Here is a 12,745-nt window from a genome sequence, read left to right on the forward strand (position 1 = left end):
GGTGAGTAAGTTCCTTTAGAATGGCATCAACACCTTCGTATCTGACAGCCTCACTTACCTTAGAAGCTACCTCCACACGAGGTAGCTTTAACAGAGTAAAATCCAATTCAAACTTAATTACATAACCCCATATACTCATAAGTCAGATCTTGCGCGCTACATTTTTCTTTTTCAACTCCGCATCCATATCCTGCATAGCCATGTATGGGCGTCCGAAAGCGGCAAATTTGAACTCCCCCCTCATCTAAAATATCTCTCCAATGACCATATACTTCATCATTAGAAAGAGGTGTTTGAGTAGTTGCTTGAGTCTTGTTTCGTTCAAAAAATTGTACTAAGCATGGATCAACTTTATCTGCATTAAATCGCACTGAATTATCTTTGCCCGATGGAGTAAAAAGATCTCTGACCAAAACACCTCCAGCATAAGAAAGATCTGGTTCTAATTCAAAATTAAAACCTAAACTTTTCTTCCCTTTTATATAATATGTCCCCCCATATGAAACACTAAAGGTTAGTCTGTTATCTGGTGCCACACGATCATCGCTTTCATCATAAATCACATGAACAAAAATTTTACTAGCTGTACTGTGATTAAAACTAACGTCAATCTCTGATAGACCTAAAGTGAGCCCTGTGCCATCTGTATCCTTAAAGCCATCAACAAACTGTGTCCAAGTCTGTCCACCTAAATTTTTTTCATTAAATCACCAAACACATTATAAACTTGTCGCTTATAATCTTTTGATGTAAAAAAATCGGTTGGAAAAGGAGACACAGCACACTTTGAATATTGAATAGAATCAATTCCTTGTGCAAACTGTGTGGATAGAGTGTTGTTATTCAAATGGCTGTTATCATATGCTCCGGCATAAGCCACTATTGAGTTTGTGCCAATGCTAAGTTGACGGAATGTATTATCAATTTCATAAAAGATGTCTAAATCACTCTTCTCACCTTGTGTCAGTGGTAGTGACTTTATTTCAATGTAACCAGACTCATCCGCTGAATAAACAATGAACTTACTTGCAATCCTTCCAACTGGATTTGCTACAATCATTGTTTTATTTTGCTTATAACAAACCCAATCCTCCTGAGGTACCTCCCCTTTTGGAGTCGTAAATTTACATCTCTTTGAAGGAACCTCTTTTTTAACTACATTAATAAAATCTGTATGACTACAGTTATGGCATGCAAATGCTGTAGTCTTTGAGGCTGTGGAACTATATGCAAAAAAACTAAAAAGTGGAATAACTAAAAAAACAACCCGAAAAACTCCCAACCCCATCATTACAACTTCCCATAAACCCTATCGAAAACGCAACATTGCCATGCAGATCCAAGCCGAACAATACATCATTAGTATTAATGGCGTTACAATAAAAAGGGTTACATCACAACAAGCTAACCTTGCTCTCAATTAGTTCATATGAAAAATTACAATGAATTTAACAATCATAAATATATCCAAAAAAATAAGCTTCTTTAATTTTTATTATTCTGTTTATGCCTGTGTTTATTAAAATATCTATTCTTAAACTTACAGACTAATTTACACTCGTTCCTTTATGCAAAAACACTACGTCTTTATCGATGATTTCTAATCGCCAACCATAGTGGTGCGCGAGCCACCCAAAGGTCGCTTCGGAATAAAAATTGATATGGGTGGGGTCATTTTTATAGTGCCAACTAGCAAAGGCGGTTTGATTTTGCACGCGCTTGGTCATCACCGCCAAAATGCCGTTAGGTTTTAATAACCTATCTAGCTGGGTTAGCAAACCTTGGGCATCACTCACATGCTCTATCACTTCGGTTAAGGTAATAAAGTCGTATTGGCGGGCTAGGATTTTGGGATTATTAGCGTAATAAAGGTCGTAATTATCGATGTGATAGCCACGCGCCTTGGCCATCAGACTCAATGCCTTGCCTTCACCACAGCCGAAGTCGAGCCCCCGAGCCGATGGGTTAACACGGACGAGTAGTGGCTCGAGTGTGCGGTTTAAAAATGTTTGATAGCCCAAGTCATGGGGATGATTTTCATGCTTATCGTATTCGGCCTTTTCAGCCTCGGCCGAGAGATAAAACTCGGGAGGCACGCTAACCAATAGGCAGGTCTGGCATTGATGGTAGCCGCGCTTTTTATCTTGATGATAAGCGACTAAGTCAGCGCCGTGGCATAGGGGGCAAGTATCCAACAACAATTCCTAGTGGTACTAATGGTGGTCGTGGTAATGCAAGCTACAGCCAAACGAGTGTCCATTAAACACTTTGGGCCAGTGACCGAGGCGATCACTCAGGTTTAGGGATTTTACGCTCTTTTGCGGCGGCTTCTTTCGCCTCACGTAAATATTTTTGCTCACGGGTTTCTCTTTCGTCGAACTGTTTTTGCGCCTTAAGCTTTTGCTTGGCTTCCCAATCCGTGGTTTGCGATTTTTGTTTAATTTTATCTTCTCGTTCCACCGTCTCTTTAGCCGCTTGGCGGGCCTTTTCTAATTGGGCTTGCTCTAGCTGTTGAGAGTCGATGCGCGCCTTATCGGCCTTTTGTTCTAAGGTTAATCGCGGTTTTTGTGCATCTGCCGCACTCGCAATAGGAGTTATGGCACTGAAGCACGGCACGATAAAGGCTGCTATTTTTAATACATTTCCCATTTACTTGCTCCTTGTCCTAGATCATATCTGAGCCCGCGATGGGTCAAACATAGCATAAAATTTTATGAAACTAGGATTGCTCAGCATGATTTGCATTAGAAATTACGGACGGGATTGGTCTTAACCTCCCGTTTTTTATTTTATATTTGAGAGAAACCTCGATCCGGTTTATTTTTAACCCCGCTGGAATAGTGTACTATTTGGGTTAATTTCGATATAAACGAAAGACCTAGGGAAGTAGGATGTGACCTTACTTGCGTCACCAGGGAGTATCCTAAATGATTAGATGGCAAAACTTGCTCGATAAACTCAGTACAGATGATCCCGTATTGCAAGAAAGGCTATCTCTATGGCGCGCACATCCCCACGAGGAGCCCTTAGCCCTTATTCAAGGCTTTAGCTTTATTAGCGCCAATCACGCGACACTCACATATTTTGGCACCGAATATGATGCCTTTGTGAATGCAACTCCCTATGATTTTTCGCCTAGAATCCAATCATCTGGCCGTAATAGCGTTGAATCGGCAAGAGAAATGATCCTTGAGGCCATTGCAGGCAATCATGTGGAATTCAATTGGCTGCACCTGAACCAACAGGGTAATGAGCTGCCAACGAGGATCAATCTGTATCGCTGCTATCTGCAACAACAACCCGTACTCCTCGTTGAGTTACAGGCCCTCAATCGCCGAAATCAAATACGCGAATCCATCTCCGATGGTTTTGCCCATATTCCCAAAGAAATTCTATCGACCACATTAGAAGAAAGTGCGGAAGCGGTTTATATCACAGATGCTGACAATAGGGTTCTCGCGGTAAATAAAGCCATGTGCCGCATCTGCGGTTATAGCGCAGAACAACTGATTAATAAAACGCCCGACTTTTTAGAAGCACGCAGCCTAAATTTAGGGGAAGAAACCGACTGCCAAACCGCCTTAAAACAACGGGGGTCATGGCAAGGTGAAACCGTAAAAAGACGGTCCGATGGCAGCACTTTCCCGGCATGGCAGAGCAGCAGGAAAATAGTGACTGATGATGGAGCACTGTTCCACGTTAATATCTTTAGTGATATCAGTACTAAGAAGCTATTGGAAACTCGACTCACTACCCGTGCCATGTATGACACTTTGACTGGGTTACCGAATCGGTTTCATCTGAAACAAATCCTTAATGACGCCCTTGAAAATCTCAAGAAAAATCCCCTCTCCTTAGGGGCACTGATGTTTTTAGACCTTAATGGTTTTAAGAACATCAATGATAGCTTTGGTCATTCTATGGGGGATAGGGTGCTACAACTAGTGGCGGCGAGGCTCGAGGCGGGTTGCATTGAAAAGGCCGATATCGCTCGCATGGGTGGAGACGAGTTCACCTTAGTGCTGCAGGATTGCAGTTGTAAGGATGAAATCCAGCTGTTTGCAGAGCAAATTTTGAGTTTATTTGACAGCCCCTTTGAAATTGAGGGCCAAAAGTTTTTCCTTGGCACTAGTATAGGGATTGCACTATTTCCGACCCACAGTGACCAAGCTGGGCAACTGATCAGCCTCGCCGATACGGCCATGTACTGCGCCAAAAAGAGTCAGCCACACTTAGTGTTTTATGATAAGTCGATGAGCCAAGCTGCCGAGTTAAAATTAAAACTCATCAATAACTTAAGGCACGCACACAGCTTAAAACAATTCACACTCGCCTATCAGGCCATAGTCGATTTGCATACTAACCAACCCGTGGGAGCCGAGGCCCTGCTGCGCTGGCAAAAATCACCGACCGAACACTTTGATGCAGCAGAATTTGTACCACTGTTAGAAGAAACAGGCTTGATTGTAGGCATAGGCCAATGGGCACTCGAAGAGGCCTGCCAGCAGGCAGCATTGTGGCGGGCACAGTATCAGTCCGATTTTAGAATTTCAGTCAACGTCTCGCCACTGCAATTAGAACATGTGGATTTTGTTGGCCAAGTGATCTCGGCCCTAGAAATCTCGGCATTACCCGCAAATGCACTCATCTTAGAAATCACCGAATCGGCACTGCTACGTCAACCCGAGTTGGCACGGCAAACCCTAAAACGCATCAAAGCCTTAGGAGTCAGTATTGCCATCGATGATTTTGGAACCGGCTTATCCTCACTCAGCCGTTTAGGTACGTTGCCGATCGATAGCGTGAAAATTGATGCCGAGTTTGCCCTCAGATTAAGTGACATTTCGGGGCAAAAGCTCTGCCATGCCATAGTGCAACTTGCCCAAGCACTCGGCATTAACTTTGTAGCGGAAGGGATTGAAACACAAAGACAAAAGGACATCATCACCGATATGGGGCAAGGCTGTGCACAGGGCTTTTTATTCGGCTACCCCACCTCAGTGGAGCAATTCACCCAAACTTTTTTGGCTGAAAAATATATCGCCTAATACCCTAATACATCACCTAATACATAGTCTCGATAGCCTTGCCAGCACACCATAAAATATGGAATTACTCCCCTGCAAAGCAATTGGCTGGCAAAGCTATCTCATCATTTGCACTGCAAATGAATCGCGTCTATTAAACCGCGTTTTGCCCTAAGTTAGCGTGATCTGAATAAGATTTTAACTATTTTAATTCGCACGGAATGCCAAAAAAGCCGAGGAGTGAAAACCACTTGCCTATGTTGATTTACGATAGCGCGACTGCACAGCGGGCGGCATTGCCTTAATCCGTAAATCCACCATAACATCAAACACCTCAATCAGGGGTTGAATGTCGAGCTCAGCATCCAAGGCTCTGAGCATATAAGCACTCGCCTCTAAGGTTGACAGACTGTCACTGCGACTCGATTTGCGGATCCGATAGCGCGACTCATAACCCTCGGCCAAATGTACCGTCGGATATTGAGTCAACCAAGGATTTAACTGCAATATTTTAAATGCCTTACGCCAAGTTCCATCGATTAATAGCAATACACAATCGGCAGGCAGCGCTTGAGTTTCAACGCTCACACTCTGCTGCGAGGGATAGACAAGATAAATTGGCTTATCGCATCGTGCCAGTTCATTTCGCAATACGGCAAAATCATCTTGTGTTTCACCAACATAAACCCGTGTATTGGGTATCACTAAGCTCAATACCCTAACACTATTCTTTTTATGCTCCACCTCTGAGGGATGCTGCAATATCCAGAGTTGAGTCTGTGGATAGATAGGCTGTATATAGGCACACAGGCAAGCATTGAGTGGATAACGGCAAGTGGAACAATAGTGACGGGCCAAAGCAGCTTCTCAGTAAAACATTTAGGAAGCAGTATAGCAGCTTGCAATGAACTGGAGGGTACTACCATCAGCGGATTGGTATCTAGCTCGTTCTTGGTTTATTGGCACAAGCTGTAGCATTCAAGAGAACACTGTTCCCTATGGAATCAGCACGGCATATCATTGGCGTCTTACCGATTTATTCAGTGATATATCCTGTACTTAAAAAACCTTTGAACTTGATATGAATGGGGTTTATTTGACCTTGAGTATCAACGGACGATTCTAAAAAAGTGCCCGTAGCTAAGGTCAAATAAGCTACGGGCAAAGGGTGTCTATGATTAGGCAGAGAACAGTTAGCCCTATAGAATTAGCCGAGCTGCTAATGCTCTGCGGCTAACTGTTCTTGATGCCAGTGATCGAATCGGCTTAACGCCATCATGGAAAGTAATCCAATAGAGAAAACCCCCATCACTAACGCCACCGCATAGGGCGCGGTTAAATCCGTCTGTTGTACCAATCCCGCAAGAATAGAAGCGCCACTCATCTGAATAAAACCTAACATAGCCGCAGCTGTGCCCGCACGCTCACCGAAGGCAGACAATGCCATACTAGTCGCAGGGCCTAACAATAGGGCAAAACCGATACATAGCAGCATCATAGGTAACATAAATGCAAAGGCAGCAGCCATACCTGAGCTAGGGCCAAGCAGTTGAGCGACAATGATGAATACCGCCGAGAGCACCAATAACCATAGTGCGAGGATTGCGGTTGGACGATTGCCTAACTTACGGATCACCACGGGCGCGGCAAAACAGGCCACAATATTGACGACAGCATTCAGACCAAACAGGCCGCTAAATGCCAGTTCAGACACCCCTAAATGACCAATCAACCACACGGGTGAATAGGACACATAGCTTAAAATCGCCGCCATGGCTGACATACAGGCAAAGGCATAAAACAGAAAGTGAGTGTTACTCAGTACAGGCTTATAGCGGCCCCAGCGGTACAAAGGCCCAGTCGTCACAGTGTTAGCTGGACGAGTCTCGGGCAGGCGATAGCCAACGACTAGCATCATTAAAATGGCATAAAGGGTCATAAAAACAAAGGTTGAACGCCAGCCAAATTGCATGGCTAACAACCCACCTAAGGTAGGTGCGAGTGCGGGGATCACGCAGATGGCACCATTTAAGTAACTGTAAATCTTGGCGCCTTCCTTTTGAGAATAGCAGTCACGCACCGCACTAAAGACCACTATCGAAGTGGAACAGGCCGCTAGACCTTGCAGCACACGGGCAATTTGCAACCAATGAAATTCGATGGCGGCAGCGGCCAATATACTACTTGCACCGTAGAGCAACACCCCAAAAAGGGCGACAGGACGACGTCCATAACGGTCCGCCAGTGGGCCAATCAACACTTGGCCTAAACCCATAGCAAATAAAAACAACACCAGTGTTGACTGTACTTCACTGGCAGATACGGCAAATTCTGTCGCCATAGTTGGCATAGAAGGTAAATAAATATCAATGGCTAACGGACTTAATAACACCATAGACATCAGGACAGGTAACAGATTGCGCCGCATAAATATTCTCAGTTAAACAGGAAGGCTATTTCAGTGGACGCTATTCTAAATAACTCAAGGTATGAATAGAAATGGTATAATTTCCAAAGTGAATTTCCTCTAAGGAATATCTATGAATCTCGACAACTTAGCCAGAATCGATCTTAACTTGCTGGTCATACTGAAAGTACTGCTCGAAGAACAGAGTGTGACTCGCGCGGCCAGCCGCTTACATATCAGCCAGTCTGCATTGAGTAAGAGTCTGAATCGCTTACGTGAAACCTTAGATGATCCCCTTTTTCAGCGCACGGCACACGGCTTAAAACCCACGGCGCACGCCCTCAATCTGGGGCAAAAACTGCCCAATATTTTGCAGGAACTGTATCAATTAACTCAGCCACCTACTTTTAACCCTGCCAGCAGCAACCGACAGTTTTCATTTGCTATGGTAGAAAGCGCCTATGAGACCTTAATCCCCTACTTTATTGGGCCATTACTCAATAGTGCGCCCAACATTAAGTTGGACTCCTATGTTTGGACCGAGAAATCTGTGCAGGATCTACAACAGGGACAAATTGACTTTGGTATTTCCGGCAGAGACTTACACCCGCTTGCCGATCCAAGGATGGACAAATTACCCGAAGGCATTGCCTGCCAGACCTTATTCACCGACGAACAAGTGTGTTTAGTGCGTGAAGATCACCCGCTGATGGCCGCATTCACCTCAGCCCAATGGAACCTCCCCCTTTACCTCGATATGGCCCATGTACAAGTGCGCTGTGAGGGCAGTGATTGGTGGGCATTAGATTATTTTCTTGCCGATCTAGGCCATAGACGCCGGATCAGTACGACTGTTCCCGACTTTTACGGCGCGGCCAGTGTGTGTGCCCACAGTGATTTAATTTTTACCTTGCCCTCGAGTTTTGCACGCCACGCCTGTCAGCTTTATCCACTCAAGCTACTGCCCTTACCCTTCGAATTTATGCCTATGGCCTATGTGTTGTTATGGCACCAACGTAATGATGAAGACCAAGGTCATAAGTGGATTAGAGAAACCATTTGCCAGAGTGTCGCTAAGCTCTTTCAGCCCGGTGAAATGGGTTGAGTGTGGCATAAAAAAGCCCGGCAAAGCATAGCGTTGCCGGGCTAACAGGACTCAACAATCCTATAGAATAAAGGTCGACACTTGGGCATTCAGATCGTTAGCTCGCTCTTTTAGCCCCCGCGCTAGGGCTAAATCTGCCATAGCAGACTCAGTGATCTCATCGGTCACATCTTTAATCGCTACGGTATTTTGTGTGATCTCCCCAGTGACCTGCGTTTGTTCCTCTGCGGCTGTGGCGATTTGCCCCGCCATATCGGAAATCACATTCACGGCTTGGGTAATTTCCTCTAATGCCTTCGCCGCGGCATGCGCATCTTCGACACTGTGGCCCGCTAATGTTTGGCTGCTTTCCATCAGGCTGACGGCTCTTGCCGTCGTACGTTGCAGCGTTTCAATTGTGGTATGCACTTCTTGGGTCGAATCCTGAGTGCGGCGCGACAATACTCGAACCTCATCGGCCACAACCGCAAAACCGCGCCCCTGCTCGCCCGCGCGGGCAGCTTCAATCGCGGCGTTGAGGGCTAGCAGGTTTGTCTGTTCGGCAATCCTTTGAATTGTCGCTAAAATACTGGAGATAGACTGAGCATGATGACTTAAATCTTCAATCACACCCGTCGCTTGAGCGACCTCATCCGCAAGAGAATTAATTGAGCGACAGGTTTTATTGACTAACTCTTTCCCCTGTAAGCTGCTCGCGGCGGATTGCTGCGCCGCCGTCGCCGTATTTTCAGCATTGGCGGCAATTTCATTGGTGGCACTCGCCATTTCCGTTACCGCCGTCGCCACCATAGCCACTTCCTGTTGCTGGCGTTGTAATTCAGCAACCGACGTTTGTGTCGTTGCAAGGCTGCGCTCGGCATCCGCATCTAACTCGGTCGCTAAATGACGAATATGGCTGATCAATTGATGCTGACTACCCACAAACCGATTGAAGCTGTCGGCCAGTACACCCACCTCATCTTGGCTGTCAATTTCAATGCGTTGCGTTAAATCACCGTTACCATCGGCAATACGGGCAAGGGCTTGTGATACTCGGCTTAATGGTCCCAGTAACATACCCACTAACCAGGAAATGGCTAACACACTCAGCAGCAACACCAATGCCGAGAGGCCAAGCTGAGTGAGCAACAGACTAGTCAATGGCGCTTCAAGGGTTTCCCTATCGAGCACTAAGACCAATTCCCAATCCGTATTGGGAATATCGACGCTCCAGACTAACTTGTCGCGCCCTTCATTCTCAAAATACATAGGTATGAATGCGCCCGTCTCACGGCTCTGTTCTGGCAAGCTTCGATTAAGCTGATTATCTATTTCAGCTATAGACTTCATTGACTTAGCATGATCTTTATAGGCGATAACCGTGCCATCTCTATGCATCATAATGGCGTAGCCGCCTGCGGGGAGCGTCATTCGATTCACACTTTCCACTAGACTTGCAATCGATAAATCCCCACCGACAACCCCCTGCAAAGTCGCCTTAGCCATAGTGACGACTAAGACGTTGTAGGCGACATCCATATAGGGTTTAGTGAGAATAAGGTTGCCTTCATTCATGGCCTGTTTGTACCAAGGGCGGGTTCGAGGATCATAACCAGTACGGTCAATGCTCGGATCCGAGTCCAACATTTGCCCAGTTTGCATACCATAATAGGTCAGTTGAAAACGTCCAGAAGCCTGTGCCTGTTGCAATACACTTAAGCTATCTCCTTCGACTTTGTTGACCAGAGCTTCGACTATGTCCTGACGCCCGGCTAACCAATCCTGAATACGCTGTGCCTGCTGATCTCCTAGACGCTGAACTTGCTCTAAGCTGTTTTGCAACAATAAAGCTTTTTGGCTGGAGTAGCTTTGCCATGACAACAAACCAATCACGAGTGAAAGGGCTATCACGACTGAAATCAGGATCTTTTGTTTAAGCGAGTATGAGTTCATATGGGCGTCTATGGTTAACAAAGCACAAAATCAAGGATGGTTGTCTAGGTTGAGGAGCCTCGTCAGTTGACCGTAATAAATCTACATTAATGACAAAAATCCATCAGAAAATCGGCCAAATTTTCGCATATTTTATATAACACAAAGAAATGCCGATAATCAATATGACAAATAATCACATAAAAACATAACACCAACCAATAAAACACAATAAAAACACAGAGGTGACAGTAAGCTTACATTCATCCCGCAATCACAACAGAAAATATTGATAGACGTAAAAGAACGTAAATTAACCAATATTAACGTGACCAAGTCCGTTTATTTATTGCACACTGACTCTCCATTGCTTTGGTCGTTTTGACGTTTCATTCTGATGCTGCAGCCGCATACGGACTTAGATATAACGGCATTACAGAAACAGTTGCTGTTGTCGCAGAAACGTCAAGCCGCCCTGATAAGGAGTTCTTATGATTTATCAACAGTTCCAACAGAGTCCACTGCAAACCCGAATTTCAGGCCCCCGGGCTTGGTTAACCATGGCGGTCAGTATCAGCCTTATTTGCTTGTCCCTGTTTTTATTGCCATTTGTACTGTTATTTGGTGCAATTACCCTTGGCTGCATTATGCTTTTTAGCCGCATCTATGTGGCGCGTCATCTAGCACAGTTGAATAAAACTGCAGCTCAAACCCAAGCGAGGGCAGCGCAAGCGGCAAGTTCACAATATGATGATTCGATGCAGTTAGTACGTGACCCCTATGCCGCGCATTATCAGGGGCGCACTTTTGAGCATCGAGAGGATGAACGTTAAGCGCTATAGGGTGAGCAAGTCTTTGGCACGTTTAAGACTGTGGATCTCTGCGCTGTCATGTGTCACTTCGAGTACTTTATCGACCTGCAATGCTAATGATTGCCAGAGAGGCTGGATAATTTCCGCCTCTTTTTGATTGGCATGACGCCGAGCTAAATTGAGTAAGGCTGCCGCACCAACCACATCTATGCGTCCTAAAATACCATCGGCCAGAGCCATACTCAGCTCGATCATCGCTGGCACACTGTGGCCATACTTGATCACCTCGCGTAAATAATGCTCCGCTTGGGTAAGATCACTATCGAAAGCCTTGTCATCGTGGAGCATATGCTGGGCGCGGGAGAACATAGCGTCCAATTGCCCCTGCTCGGCAGCCTCGGCCATCCAATGCTCGCTGACGATAGGATCCCGCTGGCATCCCTCGCCATTGGCCAACATGAGGGCTAAATGGTATTGGGCATGGGGGTAACCCGCCTGTGCGGCTTTACTTATAAAATGATAGGCTTGAGTAAGATCATTTTGCTGATAATGCAGCACCCCTAAATTGGCCATCGCCTCGGTTTGCTCGCCATCCGCCGCCCCTTGCAAATAATGTTGGGCCAAGACTAAATCCTGACGAAATGATTCGCTCCCAACGAGGTAGAAATACCCCAGCAATGCCATGGCATTAACGACACCCGCCTTCGCCGCCGTAGCTATGGCCTGCTCACCCTTTACCACCTCTGGCGCCCCTTGATAACCATGGATAAGTGCAACACCATGTTCATACAGAGCCTCCAGATGATGGGGAGCCGCAAGCATAAACCAGTAGGCGGCGCGGGCAAAAGTGTCGGCCGCCTTAATAGGCTGATCTTCCTTAGCGATATGCTCAGTTTCGACCAGCTCCTCGACCTCATCCGCCCAGGAAAGCTCTTGTTCCTTCAGTAATAAGGCCTTAGTTTTCAAGGAAATGCCCACTAAATATTGCGCCTTGGGATCATCTTCCATCACAGCACGGTAGCAGAGTTCTTTTACTGTGACTGAATCACTCACCTCATACCGATACTCTGGAGCCTCACGGCCAGTCACCTTGAGGTACAAGTGCTCAACCAAGGCCAACATGTCCTTAATGCCTTTTTGGGCTAACGCGAGCAATTGCTCTTGGGTGAGATGGTATTTTTCAGGGTGGGCACCACGGTTGCCATCGGCACGCAGCCGATGTAAAGCACGGGTCGTTTTAACATCGATTAGGCGTTTTTGATTTAGTTGCTCTATACGGTCATAGAGATTAGGACTAGAAAACTCGAACGCCTTCCCTTGCCCCAGTAGTGCGGTGAGCTTATGGGTAAAACTACGAATATGCAGCAGTGACTGAGTTGGCACATCCTGCACATAGTTTTTCGCACTGAGGTAATCATCTAGGAGAGGGGCCGAAAAACCTTGGATAAACTCACTATCCAATATCACAACCTGAGTCCCCATA

Annotated in this window: 11 protein-coding genes; 3 read left to right on the forward strand and 8 right to left on the reverse strand. The window is 45.9% G+C overall.

Annotated features, from left to right (window positions below):
* Positions 1–113: 113 nt before the first annotated feature.
* From SOHN41_RS20140 to SOHN41_RS18325, 4 genes are all read right to left on the reverse strand, one after another.
* On the reverse strand, positions 114–536 hold the full coding sequence (locus SOHN41_RS20140; protein WP_139058411.1) for a hypothetical protein: 423 nt from the start codon (positions 534–536) through the stop codon (positions 114–116).
* 152 nt (positions 537–688) lie between these two features.
* Positions 689–1,291: a hypothetical protein gene (locus SOHN41_RS18315; RefSeq protein ID WP_037459659.1), complete on the reverse strand. Its 603-nt coding sequence runs from the start codon at positions 1,289–1,291 to the stop codon at positions 689–691.
* Positions 1,292–1,547: 256 nt separating this feature from the next.
* Positions 1,548–2,195 carry a class I SAM-dependent methyltransferase gene (locus tag SOHN41_RS18320; protein WP_007651930.1) on the reverse strand — a complete coding sequence of 216 codons (648 nt, stop codon included), beginning with the start codon at positions 2,193–2,195 and terminating at the stop codon, positions 1,548–1,550.
* A gap of 94 nt (positions 2,196–2,289) precedes the next feature.
* The gene (locus tag SOHN41_RS18325; protein ID WP_007651931.1) at positions 2,290–2,649 is read right to left on the reverse strand and encodes a hypothetical protein; all 360 of its coding nucleotides are present in this window, start codon (positions 2,647–2,649) and stop codon (positions 2,290–2,292) included.
* Between the two features lie 278 nt (positions 2,650–2,927).
* On the opposite strand from SOHN41_RS18325, the gene SOHN41_RS18330 reads away from it, so the two are divergent.
* The gene (locus tag SOHN41_RS18330; protein WP_007651932.1) at positions 2,928–5,048 is read left to right on the forward strand and encodes a putative bifunctional diguanylate cyclase/phosphodiesterase; all 2,121 of its coding nucleotides are present in this window, start codon (positions 2,928–2,930) and stop codon (positions 5,046–5,048) included.
* 234 nt (positions 5,049–5,282) lie between these two features.
* Here the strand turns inward: SOHN41_RS18330 and SOHN41_RS18335 are convergent, their stop codons facing one another.
* Positions 5,283–5,885 carry a tRNA-uridine aminocarboxypropyltransferase gene (locus tag SOHN41_RS18335; RefSeq protein ID WP_007651937.1) on the reverse strand — a complete coding sequence of 201 codons (603 nt, stop codon included), beginning with the start codon at positions 5,883–5,885 and terminating at the stop codon, positions 5,283–5,285.
* Between the two features lie 361 nt (positions 5,886–6,246).
* Positions 6,247–7,455 (reverse strand): multidrug effflux MFS transporter, encoded by a 1,209-nt coding sequence (locus tag SOHN41_RS18340; protein WP_007651940.1) that lies wholly within the window; start codon positions 7,453–7,455, stop codon positions 6,247–6,249.
* Positions 7,456–7,567: 112 nt separating this feature from the next.
* Between SOHN41_RS18340 and SOHN41_RS18345 the strand changes: the two genes are divergently transcribed.
* Positions 7,568–8,539, forward strand: coding sequence for a LysR family transcriptional regulator (locus SOHN41_RS18345; protein WP_007651941.1), 972 nt, complete (start codon positions 7,568–7,570; stop codon positions 8,537–8,539).
* A 60-nt stretch (positions 8,540–8,599) separates the two neighbouring features.
* Here the strand turns inward: SOHN41_RS18345 and SOHN41_RS18350 are convergent, their stop codons facing one another.
* The gene (locus SOHN41_RS18350; protein WP_037459661.1) at positions 8,600–10,471 is read right to left on the reverse strand and encodes a methyl-accepting chemotaxis protein; all 1,872 of its coding nucleotides are present in this window, start codon (positions 10,469–10,471) and stop codon (positions 8,600–8,602) included.
* Positions 10,472–10,941: 470 nt separating this feature from the next.
* On the opposite strand from SOHN41_RS18350, the gene SOHN41_RS18355 reads away from it, so the two are divergent.
* Positions 10,942–11,283 carry a hypothetical protein gene (locus tag SOHN41_RS18355; protein WP_007651944.1) on the forward strand — a complete coding sequence of 114 codons (342 nt, stop codon included), beginning with the start codon at positions 10,942–10,944 and terminating at the stop codon, positions 11,281–11,283.
* A 3-nt stretch (positions 11,284–11,286) separates the two neighbouring features.
* Here SOHN41_RS18355 and SOHN41_RS18360 read toward each other — a convergent pair whose 3' ends face one another.
* Positions 11,287–12,744: a DUF4145 domain-containing protein gene (locus tag SOHN41_RS18360; protein ID WP_007651945.1), complete on the reverse strand. Its 1,458-nt coding sequence runs from the start codon at positions 12,742–12,744 to the stop codon at positions 11,287–11,289.
* Position 12,745: the final 1 nt, after the last annotated feature.

It is taken from the genome of Shewanella sp. HN-41 (assembly GCF_000217915.1).
GTDB lineage: Bacteria > Pseudomonadota > Gammaproteobacteria > Enterobacterales > Shewanellaceae > Shewanella.

Coding starts and splice junctions, on each gene's coding strand:
- SOHN41_RS18330 (WP_007651932.1), top strand. CDS start 2,928: ATGATTAGATGGCAAAACTTGCTCGATAAACTCAGTACAGATGATCCC.
- SOHN41_RS18355 (WP_007651944.1), top strand. CDS start 10,942: ATGATTTATCAACAGTTCCAACAGAGTCCACTGCAAACCCGAATTTCA.
- SOHN41_RS18340 (WP_007651940.1), bottom strand. CDS start 7,455: ATGCGGCGCAATCTGTTACCTGTCCTGATGTCTATGGTGTTATTAAGT.
- SOHN41_RS18350 (WP_037459661.1), bottom strand. CDS start 10,471: ATGAACTCATACTCGCTTAAACAAAAGATCCTGATTTCAGTCGTGATA.
- SOHN41_RS18315 (WP_037459659.1), bottom strand. CDS start 1,291: ATGATGGGGTTGGGAGTTTTTCGGGTTGTTTTTTTAGTTATTCCACTT.
- SOHN41_RS18325 (WP_007651931.1), bottom strand. CDS start 2,649: ATGGGAAATGTATTAAAAATAGCAGCCTTTATCGTGCCGTGCTTCAGT.
- SOHN41_RS18360 (WP_007651945.1), bottom strand. CDS start 12,744: ATGGGGACTCAGGTTGTGATATTGGATAGTGAGTTTATCCAAGGTTTT.
- SOHN41_RS18345 (WP_007651941.1), top strand. CDS start 7,568: ATGAATCTCGACAACTTAGCCAGAATCGATCTTAACTTGCTGGTCATA.